Below are 23,672 nucleotides of genomic sequence, written 5' to 3'. Positions count from 1 at the left end.
TTCGTTAAGATGAGAAAATTTTAGAAGCGTCTTCTGTTCTGTCCGTAACCACCGCCACCATTACGATTTCCGCCTCTTCCACCACCACCTCTCCGGTTGTTATCCCGTTTTGGTCGAGCTTCATTAACGGTAATCTTTTTTCCTTTAACCTCAACTGTGTTCAATTCATTGATTGCTTTTTGAGCATCTGCTAATCCTGGCATTTCAACGAATCCAAAACCTTTTGACTGTCTTGAAAACATATCACGGATAATTTTAACTTCTTTTACTTGTCCGAACTCAGAGAAAAGATTCATTAAATCTTCTTCCTGAACTTCATTTGACAGATTGCCAACGAAGATATTCATAATAAAAACTCCTGAAATTTTTATAAAAATGTTAAATAATTATGAGAGACTTTTAACTCTCACCTCCTGTAGATAAAAACTAGAATGAGTAATCGGGAATGATTATCTTAATTTTTAAGCAGGCACTTGTAAATTAGCGATAAATAAATTAGAAACAAATGAAATCTTTGTAACATTATAAACTTCTTCAAATGCTTCTAACCAAATTACCGCTGCAAAATCATTTTCTTTGTAAGAGAAACATTATCTGTTTGCAATCTGTAATAATAGACTCCGCTTGAAAGATTTGATGCATCAAATTCTACCTGATATTTTCCAGCTTCTTTATATTCGTTAACAAGTATTGCGACTTCATTTCCAAGTACATTATACACTTTAATCGAAACAAGTTGTCTGTTTCCGATTGCATACTGAATAATTGTTTTGGGGTTAAATGGATTAGGATAATTCTGCTCAAGAACAAATTTATCTGGTGAAATTATTTCTACTTCAATCTTTTTTGAATATTCGAATGTTCCGTTAAAATCAATTTGCTTTAGTCTGTAGTAGTATTTTCCCGGAATCAAATCTTTATCTGTAAAAGAATAATTCTGAGGATTTGTTGTTGTTCCTTTGCCTTTTACAAAACCGAGAGTTCTCCACTCATTGTCATTCTGAGTGAATCGAAGAATTTCAAAGCCAGAATTATTAGTTTCTGTTGCGGTTGACCAATTCAGTTCAACAACATTGCCATTTACAATTGCCGTGAATGAAGTTAGTTCAACAGGTATTTGTAAGCTAAACGGAACAAATCTCACAAGTCCATGCAGCGGATCATCGGCTTTATGAAAAATATGGTTTTCAATTGAAAGAGAATCGTAAACTCCCCAATCGTTGTTTTGTGCATAAATATCATTTGTACAATTATTATAAAGATCATAAACATTTGTTCCCTGAACATTTCCAAATATTATATTCATTCCATCATCGGTTGTATCAGAGTTTTCAACATTTCCAATATTTGGCTGAGGTCCTGCCTGAACAGTTGAACCATTTTGAATTGTAATTCCCCACCAGTTTCCATAAATGATATTTCTCTTTATAATCGGTTGATTAGCAGGACTTCCATTAATATTAATTCCGCTTCCTGATACCAAAGGATTTGGATTTATGTTGTTATTATAAATCACATTATCCTTAACAACTGCGTTAATAATTCCGTTTGATGTACTGTATAAAGTAATTCCAAAACTGTTGTTGAAAATCTGGTTTCCCTCAATCACTGCATTTGAAAATGCTGTTGAACCACTTACCCATAAACTAATACCTCCGGTTGGAACGCTTTCTCCGCCCTCAATGATGTTGTTACGAATAATCGGCGAATTATTTCCCTGCAACCCGATGCTTATCTGATTCATTACAGATGTTGCTTTGGTGTTATTCTTTATTAAATGATTACCTTCAATAAGTGGTGAAGAACTTAAAGTCATAGTTATTCCATATTCATAACTTCTTTCAATAACATTATTAGTGATTGTTGCATTTGATGAACTTAGCTGAACACCTCTTCCACACTTATATAAATATGAATTACTGAGCGTTGGACTTGCATCAATGCATCTGAAACCATAATCAGCAAAATAGATTCTTGCATACTTAATCTGAGACAAATTTGAATTCGGATTTGCATTAAATCTGAATCCAACATAGTAACCTGTTGAATCTTCAACTGAAGAAGTGAAAATAATTGAGTCTGTTGGTGTTCCAATAGCTTTGAAAATTCCGTTGACTTCTATTCCGGCAGTAGCAGAAGTGAAAGTTACATTTGAACCCGCTACAACATTCAGTTCATCATTTGCTGCAACAATAACATTGTTGTTTATCTGATAATTCGGGAATGAACCAACAACTACTCCGGATGAATAAAGAACAAGACTATCGAGATTCCAGATTACTCCTGTTCCGGGAGTTGTGTATTGAGCGAAAAGACTTGCAGATGCGAATAAAACTATTATTAAAATATTTTTCATTTTTCAAATTCCGATCAAGTTGATATAAAATTATGCTTATTGTTTAAAGAGTATTAAAAGTTACTCCATTAAGATAATTCAATTACTATATTTTATACAGCACTAATTCAATCAAATTTATTTTATTAATTTCACAGGGCAAAATAAAAACTTTAAGCGGAGCTGAAATGGAAACGCATATTAAAAGTGTTATTAAACGAACAGGCGCTATTGTTCCCTTTAATCAGGAAAGAATAGCAAATGCGATTTATCGCGCTGCTGTTGCTGTTGGTGGAAGAGATAAAGACAAAGCCAAAGAGCTCTCTGACAAAGTAGTTGCTCTGTTGAATGAAAAATTTCCTGAAGGAAGTACGCCACATATTGAAGACATTCAGGATATTGTTGAAAAAGTATTGATTGAAAACGGACATGCTAAAGTTGCCAAAGAATATATTCTCTACAGAGATGAACGAAAAAGAGCAAGAGAAGCCGAAAACAGATATGCTTCCAAATTAAATGAAAATATTCCCTGGCAAAAAGTATGGAGAAATCTTGATTGGGCAGTATCTCATAATCTTCATACTGTTGCACATTTGAACGAAAGAATTGCGAAAGGAGAATTTCCGCAAATCGTTCACGAATCTGAATGTCTTTACGAAGATGATGTTGAGCTTGCTGCAAATCTGATTATTGAAAGACTTGATTCGCTCAGAATGGTAATGATTAGTGGTCCTTCTTCATCGGGTAAAACAACAACCACTATAAAACTTGAACAGAAGCTCATTAAAAAAGGATTTAAGTTCAAAGCTTTGAATGTTGATCATTATTTTTTTGATTTGGAGCTCCACCCCAAAGACGAATTTGGTGATTATGATTTTGAAACTCCTCAAGCATTAGACCTTGAGTTGATTAACGAACACCTTGTAAAGCTAAGTCGCGGTGAAGAAGTCATGATTCCAAGATACGACTTTAAAACAGGAACAAGGACATTAAATGTTACTCCAATGAAACTTGAAAAAGATGAACTCCTCTTGATTGACAGTCTGCACGGACTTTATCCTGCGTTCAGTAAAGACATTTCGATTGATTTAAAATTTAAACTTTATCTTGAACCGCTTCTTCAAATGAAAGGAATGGATGGAAAATATGTGAGATGGACAGATATAAGATTAATCAGAAGAATGCTTCGAGATTCTGTATTCCGTGCATACAATCCGCAACAAACTTTAGAACACTGGCATTATGTTCGTTCAAGTGAATTAAGAAACATTATTCCATACAGCAACACTGCAGATTTTGTTATCAGCAGTGCAATGCCCTATGAGCTTCCCATCTATGCAAACAGAATGCTAAAGCTTTTTGAAGAATGGAGTGTTAAGTATAAAGATGATGTTCTGAAACAGGACGCTTTCGAAAGAGCAAACAGAGTTTACAATTTACTTAAAACAGTTACGCCAGTTGCAGATGAATCACCAATACCGGGCGATTCTGTAATCAGAGAATTTATTGGTGGAAGTACATTACAATATCATTAATTACATCTGATGCTTAAATCACTCGAAATAAAAGATTACGCACTTATTGATCATATTCAAATTGAATTTGAAAAAGGTTTGAACATTATTACCGGCGAAACCGGTGCTGGAAAATCTATTCTGATTGATGCAATGAGTCTTCTGCTTGGTGAAAGAGCTTCATCAGAAGTGGTTAGAAAAGGTGCGCAGAAGTCTATTGTCGAAGGCATTTTTGAAGTTGAAGGAAACAAAAAAGTAAAAGCCATTTTGGAAGTAAATGATATTGAGTTTCTTCCGGGATTAATTGTACGAAGAGAAATATCGCTTAAAGGTTCTAACAGATGTTTTATAAACGATTCTCCTGTTTCTCTTAACCTTATAAAAGAAATTGGTGATTTGCTTGTTGATTTACACGGACAGCACGAACATCAATCTTTACTTAAAACCGAAACTCACATTGATTTTGTTGATGATTTCTCTTCGAATGAAAAACTACTTAATGAATATCAATCTCTTTATCATCTGCTCAAAAGAAAAAAAGCAGAACTTAATGAATTAAAAAACAAAGAAGCTTCGATCAAAGAGAAAAAAGATATTTACCAGTTTCAAATAAATGAAATTGATGCTGTAAATCCAATGCCTCAGGAAGATGAGCAGCTTGTTGAAGAGCTGAATGTTCTCGAAAATTCAGAAAAACTTCTTCTGCTAAGCGATGAAATTTATAATTTGATTTATGAATCAGATAATTCAGTAAATGATATGCTTGGAGAAGTTAAGCATAAACTATCTCATCTTTCGTCAATTGATAAATCTATGCTTGAAGCAGAAGGCGAATGTGAGTCGGCACTAACAATTATAAAAGAACTTGCTTCAACAATTCGTGCTTACAAATCAAAGATAGATATTGACCCAAAAGAAGTAGAAGAGAAAAGAGAACGACTTGCAGCAATTAATCTTCTAAAGAAAAAATATGGCGGAACTTTACAGAAAGTAATTGAACACAGAGAAAAAATCGGAAACGATTTTAATCTTGCAGAAAATTTCAGTGAAGAGATTGCAAGATTTGAAAAAGAGTTAAAGGAACTTCAGAAACAAGCAGGCGAAGCAGCCCAAAGATTATCAGAGTCACGAAAAAAACAATCAAAGAAAATTGAAACGGAAGTAAAAAAAGTTCTTTCTCAACTTGGAATTACCGAACCACAATTCGAAGTCAGAATTACTTCTGAACTTTCAGATAACAACGAAGATTATATTCTTATCAATTCAAAAAAATATTCGTACTCTGAAAAAGGAATTGATGAAGTAGAATTCTTTATTTCTACAAATCCCGGAGAAGATTTAAAACCACTTGTTAAAGTTGCTTCCGGTGGCGAAGTATCCCGAATAATGCTTTCACTAAAAACAATTCTTGCAAAGAATGATAAACTTCCTCTGTTAATTTTTGATGAGATTGATACCGGTGTAAGTGGAAGAATTGCTCAGAAAGTTGGTCAGGCACTTCGGGATTTAGCTTCATTTCATCAGATTATTGCAATTACACATTTGCCTCAGATAGCTGCAATGGCAAATCATCATTTTGTTGTTGAAAAAACTCAGGAAGATAATCGCGCAGTCAGTCACATAAGAAAATTAGATGAACAAGAACATATCCGTGAAGTAGCAAAATTACTTAGCGGTGAAAAACTTACCGACGCAAGTATCCAAAGTGCCATTCAGCTTATAAAATCTTCAGAATAACCCTTCACTTATCCTTCATTTTATACGATAATTTATTGTCGCTAATGGTATTATAATTGAATTTTATCAGTGATTATTCACAGGAGATCAAAGAATGAAAAGAAGTTTTCTTATTCTGCTAATTGTCTTATCAACACATAATATTTTTTCTCAGGGAGGAATCCGTGTTGATAATCTTCCGAGCTGGGAAGCAGAAAAATATGTTAAACCACTCGCAACTTACTTTGGTACTTATTTCAACACAGGAACTTATCACAGTGCAGATGTTGCTGATTTGTTCGGGTTTAAATTCAGCATTATCGGAATGCTTACAGTAATTCCGGAAAGTCAGAGAACTTTCAAAGCTGATCCAAGAGTTGAAGGTGGAAATGGCCTTACCGAAACAGCAACTGTTTTTGGTAACAAAGGAGAATATTATTTAAGCAACAATGGATTTGTAATTTATCCTTCGGGACTTGGATTGAAAACAGTTCCGCTTGGTATTTATCAAATCTCAGGAAGTTTGTTCGGAACAGAGTTAATGCTCAGATACTTCCCAACTTTAAAGTTTGAAGACATTAAAGCTGGTTTGTTTGGATTCGGATTGAAACATGAAGTAAGCCGATACTTCCCTTTGTTGCCACTAGATATTTCTGTTCAATTACTTTACAACACATTATCAATTGAAAATAAAACCGAAGATCCTTCAGATTATGTGAAATTTAACTCGAAGAATTTTGCATTTAATGTTCACGCAAGCAAAAGTATTGGCGTACTGATTGTGTACGGAGGTTTGCAATATGAATCTTCGGGACTTGATGTATCATATTACTTCAAAGATCCGGATGGAATTTATCCATCACTTGCAAACAAGGTTTATGATATTTCTGTTGATGGCGATAATCACTTTCGATTTACTGTCGGCAGTGCTTTGAAGCTTGCTTTCTTTGTCCTGAATGTTGATGCGAACATTACATCACAAACAACTTATTCACTCGGAATGTCATTTGAGTTTTAAGGAGAATTAAAATGAAAAGATTAATCATAATTTTAACTTTTACTGGTTTAATATTTTTCAACGCCTGCGATCCATTCGAGGATTATTTCATTAACCTGAAAATGGAACAACAGTTTCAACTTGTTGGAATAGGACCAAACATTGAGCAGCAGGTAGATTTTTGTCTTAGTAATTATGATGATTATAATGATAATGTTGATAAGATTGAGCAGATAAAATATCTCGATGCTGCATATCTTACTATTGATGCATCGGCAAACCTGTCTGGTGAAAATATGATTCTGAGACTTTATCAATCTGATGGAAATACTTTATTGTTTGAATATCGCCTTCCTTCTTTCGTTGCAGAAGATTACAAAAATAAACCATTGCATATTCAGCTTTCGCAATCAGATAAAGATCGACTCAACCAATATCTGGCAAATCATAAAAGAAATAACTGTTTCAAAGCCATTCTCTCTGTTGAAAATGTTCAATCAGACAATCCGTTAACATTGTTTTTTCTTAATGCAAAGATTGAGTTCGTTGCTGAATTAAAGCTTAAGCCATAAATCGGAAACTGTGCTCTGCTGTTGCTAAATTATTTTCAATTTGCAGAGCACATTTTACTTATTCTTTTTACATTTGTTAGTGAGATACAAAATAATTGTAAACAAGAATAAGTTTTGAAACCGACCGCTTTATATATTCATATTCCCTTCTGCGATCACAAATGTATCTATTGTGATTTTTATTCAATTATAACATCAGATAATATTGAGCATTTTCTTTCTGCTCTGAAGAAGGAAGCTGATTATTATTCAAGCCTCTATTCAACAAACAGAGTAATTACATCTCTTTTCTTTGGGGGCGGAACGCCATCGTTAATGAGCACTGAATACATTTTTGAAATTATAAATCACCTGAAATCCAAATTTCATTTTTCTGCTGAAGCAGAAATTACACTTGAGACAAATCCTGGCACTGTTAATAAAGAAAAATTAATTGGTTTCAGAAATTCAGGTATAAACAGAATAAGTATTGGAATACAGTCTTTTGATGAAAATGATTTAAAGTTTTTAACAAGAATTCACTATAAACAAACGGCTATCAAAACCGTTTATAATGCTGCTGAAGCCGGATTTGAAAATATCAATATAGATTTGATATTTAATCTGCCCGGACAATCAAAAGAAAAATGGAAATTAAATCTGCAACAAGCAATTGAGTTGCCGATAAAACACATATCTGCTTATAGCTTAATTCTTGAAAGAGGAACAATTCTTAACAAACTTGTTCTTGATGGAAAAGTTCAGATTCAGGATGAAGATTATGATGCTGAGCTTTATGAACTAACCATTGATTTCCTTTCCGAAAATGGTTTTATTCAATATGAGGTTTCAAATTTTGCCAAACCGGGATATGAATGCATTCACAACAAAGCATACTGGCATCATCAGGATTATATCAGTCTGGGTCCATCGGCTCATTCTTTTGTTGAAAATAAACGATGGTGGAATTATTCAAGTTTAAAGAGATATATTAACGAAATAGAACTCAATCAAAATGCTGTGATGAATTATGAAACCCTTACTCAGCACCAATTACAGGTCGAATATATAATGCTTGCTTTAAGAAGCGACGGGATTAAAATAGAAGAGTTCATTAATCGCTTTGGTAACGACTGGCTTGATGAGCACGCAAAAGATTTTGAAATCCTGAAGAACCAAGACCTGATTGAAGTAAAACACAATACAATTAAACTTACTTCAAAAGGTTATGCAATTTGCGATGAAATTCTTTCAAAAATTCTCTGATTAAATACTATGTTAAAAATTAAACTTCACTGGCAAATTCTGATAGCATTTGTACTGGCAGTATTATTTGGATTATTACTTCCTCAATATTCGGATTATGTAAGATGGCTTGGGGATTTATTTCTGCGCGCACTGAAAATGATAATTGTTCCTCTTGTATTTACTTCAATCGTTTCGGGTGTTACTAATCTTGGTAGCACTCAGAATCTTGGGCGATTAGGCATTAAAACTATCACATATTATATATCAACAAGTCTTGCAGCAATTGTTACTGGTTTGGTTCTGGTTAATATTATTAAACCAGGCGTTGGTGCTGATTTGGGATTCAAAATGGATGTGCCTGAACTGACTAAGTCAACAGGAAGTATTGGTGATATTTTTCTGCGAATGATTCCATCAAATATTTTTGAAGCACTTGCTTCAGCAGATATGCTCGCACTGATTTTCTTTGCTATTCTGTTTGGAATTTTTATAACACGCGTTGATGAAAAACCTCAACAGTTTATGACCGACTTCTTCAGCGCTGCATTTGAAGTAATGATGAAGCTTACTTCGTTTATAATACTTTTTGCGCCAATAGGAATTTTTGGAATAGTTACAGGAATTGTAGCCGATCAGGCGGCAGATAAGACAAAACTGATTTCTATGATTCAGCATCTTGGGGTATATATGCTTACTGTATTAAGCGGTTTAGCATTTCATATGTTTATCACACTTCCTTTACTTCTGAAATTTATTGGAAGAGTAAATCCCTACTTACACTTCAGAGCTATGTCACTGCCTTTAATAACCGCTTTTTCAACATCCTCTTCATCAGCAACACTTCCCTTTACGATTCAGGCAGTTGAAAAGGAGTGCGGAGTTTCAAATAAAATCTCCAGTTTTGTTTTACCGCTTGGTGCAACAATAAATATGGACGGAACGGCTTTGTATGAATGTGTTGCCGCAATGTTTATTGCACAAGCATATGGAATTGAGCTCGGATTTCTTCAGCAAATGATTGTTGTTGTAACAGCTTTACTTGCATCAATTGGTGCGGCAGGCATTCCAATGGCAGGACTTGTGATGATGTCGGTTGTTTTAACAGCAGTTGGATTACCACTCGAAGGTGTAGGATTAATTCTTGCTGTTGACAGAATACTTGATATGTGCAGAACTGCGGTAAATGTTTTCAGTGATAGTTGCGGAACAGTTATAATCGCAAAAACCGAAGGTGAGAGTTTGAAGGTTTAGAGGGATTTGGAAATAAGGTATAAGGTGATAAGGGAATAAGGGAATATGGTATAAGGTAAAAGGAATGAATAAAAGATTAAACTGTATTTAACAAAAAAACCTTCAAGGTTTCAACAACCCCGAAGGTTTTAATTATTATTTCCTGAAGTCCGGTAGATTTATGACTTCTTAGAAATAGTTAAACAGTTTTATGCAATTGTAACTTCTTTAGTAAGGTAAACATCCTGAATGAGATTAAGAAGTTTTACACCATCTTCCATCGGTCTCTGGAAAGCTTTTCTTCCCGAGATTAATCCCATTCCACCGGCGCGTTTATTAATAACTGCAGTTCTTGCTGCTTCTGCAAAATCATTTTCACCACTGGCACCACCGCTGTTAATCAATCCGGCACGACCCATATAATTGTTAATTACCTGATATCTTGTTAAATCAATCGGATGATCTGATGTTAAATCCGAATAAACTTTTTTGTGAGTCTTTCCGAAATTCAAAGCTGTGTAACCGCCGTTGTTTTCCGGTAACTTTTGTTTGATGATATCTGCTTCGATAGTAACACCAAGATGATTTGCCTGTCCCGTTAAATCCGCAGAAACATGATAATCTTTTTCTTTTGTTTTGAATGCCGAGTTTCTCAGATAGCACCATAGAATTGTTGCCATTCCAAGTTCGTGTGCATAAGCAAAAGCATCGCTTACTTCCTGAATCTGTCTTGTGCTTTCTTCTGAACCAAAATAGATTGTTGCACCAACAGCAGCAGCACCCATATCATATGCTTGTCTCACTCCTGCAAACATTATCTGATCATATTTGTTGGGATATGTCAGCAATTCGTTATGATTTATTTTTACTATGAAAGGAATTTTATGAGCGTACTTTCTTGCAGTCATTCCAAGTACACCAAGTGTTGAAGCAACTGCATTACAACCGCCTTCGATTGCAAGTTTAACTATGTTTTCTGGATCGAAGTAATCGGGATTTGGTGCGAATGAAGCACCAGCGCTGTGCTCAATTCCCTGATCAACGGGAAGAATTGAAAGATAACCAGTGCCTGCTAATCTTCCGGTGTTAAAAATCCACTGAAGATTTCTTAACACATTTATGTTTCTATCTGACGGTGCAAAAATTCTGTCAACAAAATCTGGTCCCGGCAGATGAAGTTTTTCTTTTGGAAATTTTGCTTTGTAATTGAGCAGTGAATCAGCTTCGCTTCCAAGCAGTTCTTTAATTTTGTCTATCATATTAGCTCCTGAGATTTAATTTATATTTTCTTTTTTCTACGGTGTAAAAATACTAACGGCTGAAAGGTATTACAATCAATAGTGAATTATGATTTTTTACTTGTGATATAGTTAAAAATCTTCTCTGCATGATCTCTTGAATTTTCAATAAACCATTTATTTGTTTCCATTCCTCCGCAAACAACTCCTGCAAGAAATAATCTTTCAACATTTGTTTCGAAAGTATCGGGATTAAATATCGGAACTTTGTTTTCATCTGATGTGAACCTTATTCCTGCTTTTGAAAGAAAATCATAATCGGGATGATAACCTGTCATCGCAAAAACAAAATCATTTGGAACTGATTTTGTTCCCTCGGGAGAATTAATAATAATTTCTTCTTCCTTTATTTCTTCAACGGTTGAATTAAAGAAAGCTTTGATTGACCCTTCTTTAATTCTGTTTTCTATATCCGGTTTAACCCAATATTTTACGCTGTCCTTCAGTTTGTCTTCACGAATAATCATCGTCACTTCTGCACCTCGCCGGTATGTTTCCAATGCAACATCAACTGCAGAGTTACCTGCACCAATTACTGCAACTTTTTTATAAGCATAAGGATGTGCTTCTTTGAAATAGTGAAATACTTTTGGTAGGTCTTCTCCCGGCACATAAAGCAGATTTGGATAATCAAAAAATCCTGTTGAGATAATTACATTTTCAGATTTATAAATTGACTTTGATGTGTTAATGATAAATTGATTTTCTTTCTTTTCAATTGAAAAAACTTTTTCATATGTGTTGATTTTTAATTTCCAAGCATCAACAACTCTTCTGTAATATTCGAGCGCCTCTCTTCGTGTTGGTTTATCACCGTGCGAAACAAACGGTACTCCACCGATTTCAAGTCTGTCGGAAGTTGAAAAGAAAGTCATATTAACAGGATAATTAAAAACCGAATTGACAATGCAACCCTTTTCTATAATGAGGTAGGATATATTTCTTTTAACTGCTTCGATTCCGCAAGTCAGTCCAATAGGACCAGCACCAATTATAATTGTATTAACTTCCATTTTTTTAGTTGTAAAGATAAGATAAAATCAGGTTGGCTTTGATGGGATAAATTAAGAGACGGCATGTCATCCGTCTCTTTGAAAAAGGTACTAAGAATATTTTTTACTATCTGATAATTTCAATCAGTGCGCTTGCAACTGTTTTATCATCTTCATCAAGCAAAAATACTCTGTAAAATCCGGGATCATCAAATCTCATATCGCTTTCCTCATTCTTTGAGAAGAAGATATATTTCATATCCGGGTCAACAGAGAAGTAAAACTTTTTGTAATAATCAAATCTTCCTGTTCTTTCGTTGTACTTGTCATATTGAATTGCACAATCTGAAAGATTAAGTGCATAGTCGCATTTTACCATCACTGTTAAAAAGCCGGTTGTAAACCTATCACTTACTCCGACCTCGCCTTTTCTGCTATCATATCTTTCGCAGAAATAAAGCACAGGTTCTGATTGTGCGTAAGATATTGCACTTGCAGCAAACATAACTGCAAATACAAAAAGAATAAACAAAGAGATCCTTTTCATGTAATTTACTCCTTATGATTGATTAGTGGTTAATTAAATTAGTTGATAAACCCTTGTAAATAGAGTGCCAATCGGATTATTTTTTTACGAAGCGAAAATGCTATCAAAATCAATTAAATACAAGATTTATCTTTATTTTTATGAAAGAAATATTGTTTAATAATAAAAATTACTTGCAAAGATTTCTCATTATGGAAGGAAAAGAAAAAATCATCTGTAACTGGTGTAATCAACCAACAACTATTATCTGGGTTCACGGACATGGACAATGCTCGGTCTGTGGTTATAATATTGATGAGTGTTGCCGTGGCGAAAATCTCCAATGCAATTACCCAACTAAATCAGAAAAAGGAAAAGAAAATTCTGATGACAAAAATTAAGCATGCTTCTTTTGATCTTGACGGTACTTTAGTCAAATCTGCAAAAACGATTTATAAAACTACTACCAACTCTCTTGAGCAATTGGGAATTCAATTCAACTTACCCGAAGCTGAATTTAATAAAATGATTGGTCAGCATTTCAATGATATATTCAAACACTTTAAGATTATCGTTCCTGACTTTGAACACTTCATAAAGATTTATAAGAAAAATTATTTTGATTTCATGAATGACTCTGAATTATATGATGGCGTTTGTGAGACACTATCATATCTGAAAGAAAATAATATTAAAATTTCTTTACTAACCACTAAAGCTCAGGATCAGGCAGAAAAGATCATCACACATTTTAATCTGGATAAATATTTTGATTTGATTATGGGAAGAAGAGATGGTATTCCACATAAACCATCACCCGAACCCTTGCTGATGATTTGTAAAGAATTGGATATTAAGCCAACCGAAACTATTATGATTGGTGATACGGAGCTCGATATTCTTTGCGGAAAAAATGCTGGCTCGATAACCTGTGCGGCAACTTTCGGATATCGTGAAATTGAAATATTAAAGTCTTATAATCCTGATTATCTCATCAACTCGTTATCAGAAATAAACCAGATTTTAATTTAACATCTTAAATAAAATAAAAAAGGCGAGCTGTTAAACTCGCCTTTAATTTTTATAAGAGATAGTTTTGATTACTTAATCAATACCATCTTCTTTGTTTGTGTGAAAGTCTTGCTTCCATCAACTGAAGTTGCTTTGATATTATAGAGATAAATACCCGAAGCACTTCCTCTAACATCGCTCATATTGAATTGAACTTCATGTTCACCCATTGTATATAATCCATTAGCTAATTCCTTAACAACTTCACCATTGATGTTGTAAACAGTTAGTTTAACATTACTGTCATAAGGCAATGCAAACTTAATTGTTGTTGATGGGTTGAACGGATTAGGATAGTTCTGAGCAAGAGTATATTTATCAACAACATCACCAAGATTAACTTTTAGTTCTCTTGTGTATGTTGCATTACCATTAAAATCAACCTGACGAAGTCTGTATGCTACACTTCCACTTAATCCGTTTTGTTTTGGATTATCTGTGAATGAATATCTTGAGATTTCTGTTGTTGTTCCATTTCCTTTAACAAATCCGATTCTTACCCAGTCGTTACCTGCCTTTCTTTCAACTTCAAATCCGTGGTTGTTTGTTTCAGATGCAGTCTCCCACAACAGAACAACTTTTCCATCTCTAACTTCTGAAGTAAATGAAGTCAGTTCAACAGGAATTACCTGACCTAATGCAACTTTGGTCTTTAAGAGAACATCAAATGCAAACTTGGAGTTATGCATTCCTTTACTACCATCATTATTAACGAGCTGGTAGTTCCAGTAAGCTTTTCTAACTGTAAGATCATTCATATCTCGAATCATCTGCCAGGAAATTGAGTCTATTCCTGTTGGTGGTAATAAGATTCTTATTACTTGTAACAAACCTTCTAATTCGTTTGGAATGCTTTCAACAGTACCATCGCCATCATAATCTGTTAATGCCATAAAATCATTCCAGCCACTAATTGTACCATGGCAAGGTGTGCAAGCTGCGGTATGTTCATAGCCAGTATCAGGATTATAAAGCTTGAATGAATGTTGACCAACTTTATCTCTGTTTACATTACCTGTATCAACCGTAGCAACCATATGACATGTAACGCAAGCATCTCCAACTGCAAACTTGTGTGAACCACTCAGATACGAAGAAGTAAATTCAGCGGCATTCTGTCCAAGGAATACATCTGTTTGAACTGAATGATGAGGTCCCCAGTGTGAAGATGTAACATTAGTCTGTGTATATGTAACATTGTCTCTTCTTGCTTTGTGACAATTCATACAAATATTACCTTTACCACCCATTCCGGTATAGCTATAACCATTTCCTAATGTATCCGAGCCAACAGGTGTAGGTCTTAATGCATATTCATTGCCGTTTCCGTGAGGATCGTGACAGGTTGCGCAACCAATCATTGTATGTCTTGCTGATGTCCAACCTGTTGTATTGGTTGTTTGTCCTTTCGTGAAGTTAACAAACCCTCTTCCATCATGACAACGAATACAGTTATTTAAACTATTGTTTTGTGAAGAGGAACCCTGAGCAAATGAATTAGACCAAAGAGCTTCACTATGAACCGAATTCTCCCACTGAGCGTATCTGTTATGTCTCCATGGTTCATCGTGGCATTGGCCGCAATTACCAGAATTTGCCAGAAGCATATCACTTTGGGAAATATCTCCTGTGATATTATTTCCGGTTAAAGTACCCGGGTGAGAACCGGCAGCACCGTGACAATTCTCGCAACCAATTGTTGCAACCTTAACCAATCCGGGAAAATGTGTTTTTATTGAATCCCACTTTGTTGCTTCGGGAGGTCCGTACCACACCCAACCAAGTGACAGAGCAACATCATCAAAGCCATTGTTGCTCGCAGCGTTGTTATGGTCATAACCCATTGTATGACATTTCATACATGAAGTTGAGTAATATACGGGACCTGTTGTAATCATAGTTTTGAACATTTGGGCATGCGGAGAATCTTTCCAGTTATCATAAATTGCAGTAAACCAGGAAGATCCGCTGTGGCATTGAGTACAACCACCGGAACCGGAAACACCATCAAAATCTCCCACCCCTCTGTAGTTTGAAGCGTAAATATTGATTGTTGTATCATGAGTTCCACTGGCAGTAACTATGTTTACCGATACTACATACTGACCGTTTACATCCGGTTTGAGCATTGTCCATAAAGGCTGACCGGGAACCGCTTCTAAAGCCGCATTTGAACCTGAAGGTTTTGTGGGAAGAGTAAATGTTGCTGATGTTATCGGTTCAGTATTACCTACATTCTTTGCTGATAAATATACATAGGTTTCTTTGGCGATAACATTCAGTCCATTTGAAACTGCATCGGTAACACCGGCTAATCCGAGTGTTTCAAGTCGATGAGGAGTGACTGGTTCAACGGTTATCTTTCCTCTTGGTTGAGGAAGTATTGTTCCGCTTAAAAAGAGTAAACAAATAAGAGCTAGTAGTACTTTTTTCATAGGATACCCCTATAATATGTGTTGAATTACTCAACTCTTACTCAAATTGAATTCCAACGAATTTTAAATTCCTATGTTTAAAAAACCTTTTTTTTAATAAAATTTTTCAGTTTTTAAAGTAAGTTAGCTCGTGAAATTCTTAGTTATGACAAAGAGATATATATTCTCTTTTCATTGTTGAGATAAGTTAAGTATTGTTTAGAGATAACAATTGTTCAAACTTGATAAATGGCAATTAAAATTTCCGTATTTACACAAAACATTTTAATCCTTAGTTTTGAGTGAAAATCAGAGGAGGATTTGTTATGTCATTCAGAATTCAGAAGGTTGAATATTTCTATACATCTGTAGTTGATCAACCCGGTGAAGCTTATAAGTTTCTCTCAACTCTTGCAAAAGCAGGGATTAATCTTTTAGCATTTACAGCTGTGCCTGTTGGACCAATGCGAACACAGCTTTCAATTTTTCCCGAAGACCCATCTAAGTTTGTTGTGCAGGCAAAGGATGCGGGCATTCAGATAGATGGTCCTTATTCAGCGATACTTGTTCAGGGGGATGATCAGCTTGGTGCTTTTGCCGAGGTTCATCAAAAACTTTACGAAGCAGATGTAAATGTTTACGCCTGCACAGGAGTTACTGACGGAAAAGGAACTTTCGGTTATTTACTTTATATAAGACCAGAGCAGTTTGATGCTGCGATTAAAGCGTTGAATCTGTGATTTATTGTAGTAGATTTAATTTAACAAAATAATCTTTCGTTATTACGGACGAAATTCTTTTTCGATTAAAAATTTTACTGCCCGTATTTTCTTACTTCAACTTTTTCCATTGTAAGCATTGCACTGCAATTTGATTCGTCAAGGATTTTATGTAAGTCAGCGATAAAATCTTCAACCTTATCAAGTTTATCAACAATTTCAATAATCATAGGAAGGTCTTCTGATAATCTTAAAATCTTTGCAGTGTGAATGATGCTTTTTTTCCCAAACCCCATTACGCCCTTTGTAACTGTTGCACCGGCGAGACCTTTTTCTCTTGCGAGCATTACAATCTTTTCATATGCGGGCATTCCTTTGATCTTATCGCTTTCCCCGATAAATATTCTTAAAAGTTTTGCTTCGCCTGTCTGAAACATAATTCACCTATAAAATTTTAGATAAAAGGTAAGCCAGATAAATTGCTGCAATAGAAAGAATAACATTCAGCAGAATGTTATAAGTTGCCTGAAGAAATTCTGCCGCTTGGAGTAGTGCTAATGTTTCGTATGAGAAAGTCGAGAAGGTTGTAAACCCACCACAAACTCCAACCGTTAAAAACAATCTTATTTCCGGAGAGATGATTTCCCTTTCACCAAGAAAGAAGATAATAAATCCAAGCAGAAAACTTCCGAGTATGTTTACCGTTAAAGTTCCAAACGGAAAAATTATTTTCGAATTTCTTTGAACAACATCTGCAACAACATAACGAAGCAATCCGCCAATCGCAGCTCCGGCCATAACATAAAAATAATTGAGTATCATTAGTTTAATCTTTAGTTTTCTAAAAGCTAAAATAAAAATATTGTAAAACTTTCTGGAATTAAAATGATTAAACATATTGTAATGTGGCGATTGAATGATTCGGCATACGGAAAATCAAAATCAGAGAATGCTCTTGAATTGAAAAATAAACTTCTTGCAATGAAAGGAAAAGTTAGTGGTTTGATTAATATTGAAGTTGGTTTTGATTTTAGTAATGAAAAAGATTCGTGTGATGTTGTGCTTTACTCTGAGTTTGAGAGCAAACAATCATTGAACGAATATCAAAAACATCCGGATCATGAAGAAATAAAAAGGTGGCTTTCTGAAGTAAGATATGAAAGAAGAGTTGTTGATTATGAGATATAGTCATTTTGTATTTTAAAGATTTTTAAGGGGACATTTATGAAAAAAATAATATTCGTCGTTTGTTTGCTTATTTCATCAACAAACATTTTATCTCAGGTAAGAATTGATTCCCTTTCTTATGTTTTAATTCCATTTTATTCCACTGGCCTGGATGAAATCTCAGTTAAAACTTCCGAATCAATTCTAAGAATGGAATTGGAAAAACTTGGATTTAAGAATTTAATATCTGAGCAAAAGACCCAGGCTGTAATCGGAAGTGAACCTTGCAACAACACCGAATGCTCTGTTTCAATTGCAGAAAAACTTAATGCTGACAGAGTAATATTCATCAAACTAAATCCACTCGGAGAAAAAATAATCGTTCAATATTATCTGATCGATGTTAAGTTAAGAAACAACCTGCTCATTGAACAAACAACTGCAACAAGCATTGAAGATCTTGAAAATGTTATGAAAAGAATAGCAAAAAGTATTTCTTCGGCGAAATCTTTTTCAGAAAGTGCTGAGGTTGGAAGAATTACCGAAACAGAAACGCTTGAATCGCTTCGTCGTTCATCAAAGTATAACTTCGGAATTACTTTTGGTTATCTGTTTCCGCAAACGGGATACGATAGTGATTTCAAGAAGACTTTTGTCTTCAACACTCACTTTGATTATGAATTACAGGATTATGCGATTGGTTTAATGTTCGGATTAAGAAGAGGTTTTGCTGCAAACATTTATGGAAATTATTTGTTTTCTAAAACAGATTTTTGTCCATATATCGGCGGTTCATTCGGTTTTCATTGGGTTACGCATAAGGCTGAGATTTTTTTCAGCAATGAAAAGAAAAGCTCTGACGGCTTTGAACTGGGCTTTGCAACGGGATTAAGATTATTTCACACTTATGACTTTCAGGTTGTTCTGAATTTTGAATACATAATTACATTTAACGACTACAACGATAAAGCGATCGTTTTTACAATCGGGATTTTGTAATCGAAAGATAGAATAAAACAGGAGATTGGTTCATTGAATATTTAAATGATTTTTTTTAGGTTATAATTAAAGATGGAAAGCATTTTAAAGATTTTTTGGATTCAAGGCTGTGGAAGGACATCTAATACAAATTACTCCAACTAACTATAGATATAAATTATTTATTTCTTGGGGATTTAACCTACTGGCTCGCTCGGTTAAACTAGTCAAAAAGCATATTAGTATTTACTATATTCTAATTATTATACTTAGCGCAAGTTGTGGCGTTGGGTTAAAAACACTAGTTCCGCCGCCACAAAGAATTCCAATTCAAATTGATGAAGAGAACTTGCCTAAGATATTAGTTGCAAAAATTAATAGCCAACTTCTACCTGGACAAGTAATAGGTGGCCACTTTGATGGATTTGCGAAAATGAGGATACGAGATTATTATGCCCAAGGTATGATTGATTCTTGGCAGGAGGCAAAATATAAAGAAATAATATATTCTGAACTTCAAAAAGCTGGTTATAGTGTACCAGATTATTCTAATTTATTCGGAGAAACACAAAAGTATAATATCAGATTTTTATTGGGTGCTAATATTACAAACATTATCATGCAAAGCTTTGGCCCAAACGCTGGTAATTTTACTGAAGTATTTTTAGAGGTTGAGTGGGAGTTATTTGACCGTGATCTAAACAAATCTGCATTCTTATTTAAAACACACGGCTATGGCAAATTTAGCGGAGTGACGTCTGAGGCTACTCTAATTGCATTTAGAAATTGCATAAGGAATTTATTAGCAGAAACTTCTTTCGTTGAATTAGTAAGAAAACAAAAAGTTTCATCTAATCAAAATATTTATAATTCCGATATATTTTATAACTCCTTTAACCCCGATTACGATACTTCCCAAATCAATTTTGACAAATATTTGGATGCAGTATTTGCAATTAAAACAGAAGATGGACACGGTTCTGGGTTTATTATTAATTCTGAGGGGTATTCGATTACGTGTCATCATGTGGTTGAAAATAGAAGTTCACTGGAGGCTATTTTTTCCGACGGAAAAACTATAAGACTTAATGTGGTATCCATTTATCCAGATATGGATTTAGCTTTGCTCAAATTAACTGGCTCTAAGTACCCTTATTTACCACTGAATGATACAGATATGATAAGTATTGGACAAGATGTGTTTGCGATTGGAACCCCTCTAGCAATTAATCTCTCTCAATCAGTTTCAAATGGAGTTATAAGCGGTTTTAGAGTAATAAATAATGTAAATCTTATCCAAACAGATGCACCAATTAATCCAGGGAATAGTGGAGGACCGATAATTCTTAGAAATGGGAAGGTTGTTGGAGTTGTATCATTCAAATTTTCATCTTATGGTATTGAGGGACTAGGATTTGCTATACCGATTAAAGATATTATACAAAAACTAAACTTGAAAAAGCATAATTAAAAATTAAAAATACAAGGTATAATAAATACTTTCCCTTTCTTCGCATTTCTATTCAATTTATTACATAATTTTTCAGGCTTTTATAGACTCCTTCAATCTCATTCCCGAAAAGTTTAATCACTCTTTTACTAAAATCAATCAATTCATTCAACACATCTTCTGGTTTTACTGATTTGTTCTCTTTCACAAGTTTCATAACATCCTTTTGCTGCACGAATTTATATTCATTTTTATACTCATCAAGAATAAATCTCATAAGCTCAATAAATCTAACTTTATAATAATCTTCCTTATCACCTTTTGGAAGAATTATACTAATGTTTTTTCTTTGTATAACAATTCTCTCGAACAAAGCATAAGATGCATAAAGTCTTAAAGTAGCTGTCTGTAAAAGTAGGTTTACAATTTCAGGATAATCACCAAAACGATCTGTCAGCTCTTCTTTCAAATCATCTATTTCCTGCTGCGATTGAACTGAATATAATGCCGTATAAAAGTTTAGTCTTTCGCTTTGATCTGGCATATATTCTTCCGGAATTCCAATCTCAAAGTAAGTATCAATTGTTGGCTCTGTTCTTTCCTTTGGTTTCGGAAGTGATTTGAACACTTCTTTGAATTCTTCGTATTTCAATTCTTCAACTGCTTCATTTATCAGCTTGATATATAAATCAAATCCTATTTCATCAATAAAGCCGGTTTGTTCTTTGCCAAGCAAGTTTCCTGCGCCGCGTATTTCAAGATCCCGCATTGAAAGATTAAATCCCGAACCTATTTCTGTAAATTCTTCTATTGCCTGAAGTCTTCGTAATGCCTTCTTAGTTATTCCCGTTAATGAAGGAACAATAAAATATGCATAAGCTTGTCTGTCACTTCTGCCAACTCTTCCTCTCAACTGATGAAGTTCTGCAAGACCAAATCTATCAGCCCGATTTACAATTATTGTATTAACATTCGGAATATCAATTCCTGATTCTATGATTTTTGTTGAAAGAAGAACATCGTATTTTCTGTTGAGAAAGTCATGAATAACTTCTTCAAGCTTTGTTGGAGTAAGCTGACCGTGAGCAATTCCAATTTTAATTTCGGGAATGTATCGATGAAGATACTCAGCAAGCTTTTCTATCGATTGAACTCTATCATGTACAAAATAAACCTGACCGTTTCGACTAACTTCATTTAGAATCCATTCTCTTATTTTTTTAATATTAAATACAGATACGCTTGTATAAATTGGTTGACGATTTGGAGGTGGTGTCGCAATAATTGACAAGTCTCTTGCACCAAGCAAGGAAAGATTAAGTGTTCTTGGAATAGGGGTAGCCGTTAAAGTAAGAGTATCAATATTAACTCTTATTTGTCTTAGCTTTTCTTTAGCAGTAACACCGAAACGATGTTCTTCATCAATTATAAGTAAACCAAGATCTTTGAACTTCACATCTTTTGAAAGAAGGCGATGTGTTCCAATTATAATATCAATCTTTCCTTCTTCAAGCCGTTGTACAATTTCTTTTTGCTTTGCTTTGGATTGAAATCTTGATAGCACTGCAATTCTAACCGGAAACTGAGATAAGCGGTCAGAAAAAGTATTAAAATGTTGTTCGGCTAAAATTGTTGTTGGAACTAATATAGCAACTTGTTTTCCGTCCTGCACTGCTTTGAAAGCAGCCCGAACAGCAACTTCTGTTTTTCCAAAACCAACATCTCCACAAACAAGTCTGTCCATTGGATTTTCACTTTGCATATCCTGTTTAACCTCTTCTGTTGCTCTCGCCTGGTCGGGTGTATCTTCATAAAAGAATGAAGCTTCAAGCTCTTTCTGCCATATTGTATCATCACTGAAAGAAAAACCTTTTGATGCTTTTCTTCTGGCATAAAGTTCAATTAATTCCCTTGCTGCTTCTTTAATTTTTTTCTTGGCTCGAGTCTTTTTATTTATCCATTCTGCTGTACCAAGTTTTGAAAGCGTTGGTTGAAGCTTCCCTTCTGAATCGCCTGCAGAATATTTTTTAACTAACGAGAGATAATTCAGATTAACATAAACAACTCCCCCCTCAGCAAAAAGAATTTTCATTGATTCCTGTTGTGCATCACCTATCTTGATTGTTTCAAGTCCGGCGTACTTTCCAATTCCATAATCTTCGTGAACAACAAAATCACCTTTCTTTATAGAGCCAAGAGTTGCTGCCTTAGATTTCTTTATTCTTTTTGAAGTTGGAATTTTTGTTCGGTATGGTTTATTAAAAATCTGATAATCTGTTAGAACTAACAGCTTATCTTCTGCAGAAACAAATCCCTCTTTTATCGGAAGCGTGATGATTTCAACTTCTTTTTTCTCAATTAGTAAAGATAATTCCTCATTGTATTCAGTAAACAAATCCTTTAATCTTTCAGTTTGCAGTTCATTTTCGGAGGTTACTATCACATTAAATTTTTTATTCGAATATTCCTTAATTGTATTAAAGAGTAGTTCAAAGTTAGAATGAACTGATGGTGCGGGTATTATTCCAATTTCTATTCTTTCCGGTAATGAAAAATTTTTTTCAATTATCCATTTTGCAGAAGAATTTTTTAATTCAAAGTTAACTTGATGATATGTGTTATCAACATTGAGATTATTCTTTTCTTCTGACGATTTTATTTCAGAAAGTTCATCATCAAAATCAATATCATCTGAATAGTCTTCCACTGTTAAAAATTTTTCAACTGCTTTATTAAGGTTTGACAAATCCTGCTCGGTAGCAAAAACAAGAGGATTATTTAAATAAGAAAAAATATTTGTAAACTCTTCATCTTTTATATCATTAATCGAAGCTGATAAGGTTGTTTCTTCTATTTTGGCTGTTGATCGCTGCGATTCGGGATCGAAATATCTGATTGACTCTATAAAGTCACCATCAAATTCCAATCTCGTCGGATTTTTTTCTGAATAAGACCAGAAGTCAATAATTGAACCGCGAACAGAAAAATATCCCGGTGCTTCAACAAATTTATCCCGGGTGTAATTCATTAGTTTCAGGTACTCGATCAATTCATCATAATTAATTTCACCCCCGATACTGATTTTTGTTGAAGACTTATTAATTTTTTCTTTCGTTGGAATTCCGAAATTGAGTAGTTGATATGTAGAGACAAGTATTAAATCATCTGAATTTAGAATATCTGTAAGCTTCTCCTGAACAGATTCTAAATCAAATTCTTTGATTAAAATTATTTTTTGCTTTGGATTTAGAAGAGAAAGCTCGACAAAAATTTCATCAACTAATTTTATTTCCGGAACAAGAACAAGAATCTGTTGCGTGAAATCTTTTATTTCAGAAATTAAAAGCGACCTGGACGAGCCGTGTAAAGGGCTAATGTTCACTTCCTGTAAATCTGATTTCAGAGCATTTAAAATCTTTTCAAATACCTTGATTGAAATCGTATCTCTAAGTTCGTTCATAACCAA

Annotated in this window: 21 protein-coding genes; 12 read left to right on the top strand and 9 right to left on the bottom strand. The window is 34.3% G+C overall.

Annotated elements, in window-relative coordinates; all coding sequences use genetic code 11:
* Positions 1-20: 20 nt before the first annotated feature.
* Together Q0X14_RS10925 and Q0X14_RS10920 are read right to left on the bottom strand one after the other, a co-directional pair.
* Entirely contained in the window at positions 21-347 is a 327-nt protein-coding gene (locus tag Q0X14_RS10925) for an RNA-binding protein (protein ID WP_014559004.1), read from the bottom strand.
* A gap of 206 nt (positions 348-553) precedes the next feature.
* The gene (locus Q0X14_RS10920) at positions 554-2,356 is read right to left on the bottom strand and encodes a right-handed parallel beta-helix repeat-containing protein (protein ID WP_297838267.1); all 1,803 of its coding nucleotides are present in this window, start codon (positions 2,354-2,356) and stop codon (positions 554-556) included.
* Between the two features lie 167 nt (positions 2,357-2,523).
* On the opposite strand from Q0X14_RS10920, the gene Q0X14_RS10915 reads away from it, so the two are divergent.
* From Q0X14_RS10915 to Q0X14_RS10890, 6 genes are all read left to right on the top strand, one after another.
* Entirely contained in the window at positions 2,524-3,870 is a 1,347-nt protein-coding gene (locus Q0X14_RS10915; protein ID WP_297838263.1) for an ATP cone domain-containing protein, read from the top strand.
* A gap of 9 nt (positions 3,871-3,879) precedes the next feature.
* Complete coding sequence (gene recN / locus Q0X14_RS10910) at positions 3,880-5,586, top strand: DNA repair protein RecN (protein ID WP_297838260.1); 1,707 nt, start codon at positions 3,880-3,882, stop codon at positions 5,584-5,586.
* A 94-nt stretch (positions 5,587-5,680) separates the two neighbouring features.
* Positions 5,681-6,583, top strand: coding sequence for a DUF6588 family protein (locus tag Q0X14_RS10905; RefSeq protein WP_297838258.1), 903 nt, complete (start codon positions 5,681-5,683; stop codon positions 6,581-6,583).
* An 11-nt stretch (positions 6,584-6,594) separates the two neighbouring features.
* Positions 6,595-7,134, top strand: a complete 540-nt coding sequence (locus tag Q0X14_RS10900) for a hypothetical protein (RefSeq protein ID WP_297838255.1) — start codon at positions 6,595-6,597, stop codon at positions 7,132-7,134.
* A gap of 114 nt (positions 7,135-7,248) precedes the next feature.
* Positions 7,249-8,379 carry a radical SAM family heme chaperone HemW gene (gene hemW / locus Q0X14_RS10895; RefSeq protein ID WP_297838253.1) on the top strand — a complete coding sequence of 377 codons (1,131 nt, stop codon included), beginning with the start codon at positions 7,249-7,251 and terminating at the stop codon, positions 8,377-8,379.
* Between the two features lie 9 nt (positions 8,380-8,388).
* The gene (locus Q0X14_RS10890) at positions 8,389-9,612 is read left to right on the top strand and encodes a dicarboxylate/amino acid:cation symporter (protein ID WP_297838249.1); all 1,224 of its coding nucleotides are present in this window, start codon (positions 8,389-8,391) and stop codon (positions 9,610-9,612) included.
* Between the two features lie 188 nt (positions 9,613-9,800).
* Here Q0X14_RS10890 and Q0X14_RS10885 read toward each other — a convergent pair whose 3' ends face one another.
* The 3 genes from Q0X14_RS10885 to Q0X14_RS10875 form a co-directional block, all read right to left on the bottom strand.
* Complete coding sequence (locus Q0X14_RS10885) at positions 9,801-10,850, bottom strand: class I fructose-bisphosphate aldolase (RefSeq protein ID WP_290664521.1); 1,050 nt, start codon at positions 10,848-10,850, stop codon at positions 9,801-9,803.
* 86 nt (positions 10,851-10,936) lie between these two features.
* On the bottom strand, positions 10,937-11,902 hold the full coding sequence (locus Q0X14_RS10880; RefSeq protein ID WP_297838242.1) for a YpdA family putative bacillithiol disulfide reductase: 966 nt from the start codon (positions 11,900-11,902) through the stop codon (positions 10,937-10,939).
* 106 nt (positions 11,903-12,008) lie between these two features.
* On the bottom strand, positions 12,009-12,428 hold the full coding sequence (locus Q0X14_RS10875; protein ID WP_297838240.1) for a hypothetical protein: 420 nt from the start codon (positions 12,426-12,428) through the stop codon (positions 12,009-12,011).
* 140 nt (positions 12,429-12,568) lie between these two features.
* On the opposite strand from Q0X14_RS10875, the gene Q0X14_RS10870 reads away from it, so the two are divergent.
* The gene (locus tag Q0X14_RS10870) at positions 12,569-12,808 is read left to right on the top strand and encodes a hypothetical protein (protein WP_297838238.1); all 240 of its coding nucleotides are present in this window, start codon (positions 12,569-12,571) and stop codon (positions 12,806-12,808) included.
* Positions 12,795-13,439: an HAD-IA family hydrolase gene (locus Q0X14_RS10865; RefSeq protein ID WP_297838235.1), complete on the top strand. Its 645-nt coding sequence runs from the start codon at positions 12,795-12,797 to the stop codon at positions 13,437-13,439. The genes Q0X14_RS10870 and Q0X14_RS10865 overlap by 14 nt, the downstream gene beginning before the upstream one ends.
* Positions 13,440-13,507: 68 nt before the next feature.
* Here Q0X14_RS10865 and Q0X14_RS10860 read toward each other — a convergent pair whose 3' ends face one another.
* On the bottom strand, positions 13,508-15,913 hold the full coding sequence (locus Q0X14_RS10860) for a multiheme c-type cytochrome (RefSeq protein ID WP_297838231.1): 2,406 nt from the start codon (positions 15,911-15,913) through the stop codon (positions 13,508-13,510).
* Positions 15,914-16,218: 305 nt separating this feature from the next.
* On the opposite strand from Q0X14_RS10860, the gene Q0X14_RS10855 reads away from it, so the two are divergent.
* Entirely contained in the window at positions 16,219-16,632 is a 414-nt protein-coding gene (locus Q0X14_RS10855) for a hypothetical protein (RefSeq protein ID WP_297838229.1), read from the top strand.
* Between the two features lie 74 nt (positions 16,633-16,706).
* Here Q0X14_RS10855 and Q0X14_RS10850 read toward each other — a convergent pair whose 3' ends face one another.
* Positions 16,707-17,048, bottom strand: a complete 342-nt coding sequence (locus Q0X14_RS10850) for a DUF190 domain-containing protein (RefSeq protein WP_297838228.1) — start codon at positions 17,046-17,048, stop codon at positions 16,707-16,709.
* 7 nt (positions 17,049-17,055) lie between these two features.
* A complete protein-coding gene (gene crcB / locus Q0X14_RS10845) occupies positions 17,056-17,433 on the bottom strand; it encodes a fluoride efflux transporter CrcB (RefSeq protein WP_297838225.1) in 378 nt (125 codons plus the stop codon).
* A gap of 63 nt (positions 17,434-17,496) precedes the next feature.
* Between crcB and Q0X14_RS10840 the strand changes: the two genes are divergently transcribed.
* The 3 genes from Q0X14_RS10840 to Q0X14_RS10830 all read left to right on the top strand — a co-directional run bounded on the left by Q0X14_RS10840 (position 17,497) and on the right by Q0X14_RS10830 (position 20,227).
* The gene (locus Q0X14_RS10840; RefSeq protein ID WP_297838222.1) at positions 17,497-17,799 is read left to right on the top strand and encodes a Dabb family protein; all 303 of its coding nucleotides are present in this window, start codon (positions 17,497-17,499) and stop codon (positions 17,797-17,799) included.
* A gap of 36 nt (positions 17,800-17,835) precedes the next feature.
* On the top strand, positions 17,836-18,777 hold the full coding sequence (locus tag Q0X14_RS10835; RefSeq protein WP_297838220.1) for a hypothetical protein: 942 nt from the start codon (positions 17,836-17,838) through the stop codon (positions 18,775-18,777).
* Positions 18,778-18,886: 109 nt separating this feature from the next.
* Entirely contained in the window at positions 18,887-20,227 is a 1,341-nt protein-coding gene (locus Q0X14_RS10830) for a S1C family serine protease (protein ID WP_297838218.1), read from the top strand.
* Positions 20,228-20,279: 52 nt separating this feature from the next.
* Here Q0X14_RS10830 and mfd read toward each other — a convergent pair whose 3' ends face one another.
* On the bottom strand, positions 20,280-23,666 hold the full coding sequence (gene mfd / locus Q0X14_RS10825; RefSeq protein ID WP_297838216.1) for a transcription-repair coupling factor: 3,387 nt from the start codon (positions 23,664-23,666) through the stop codon (positions 20,280-20,282).
* Between the last annotated feature and the right edge of the window lie 6 nt (positions 23,667-23,672).

The sequence above is a fragment of the Ignavibacterium sp. genome, from assembly GCF_025998815.1.
Lineage (GTDB): Bacteria > Bacteroidota > Ignavibacteria > Ignavibacteriales > Ignavibacteriaceae > Ignavibacterium.
The sequence above is the reverse complement of the archived record's forward strand: the minus strand, read 5'-3'. Positions and strand labels throughout refer to the sequence as shown.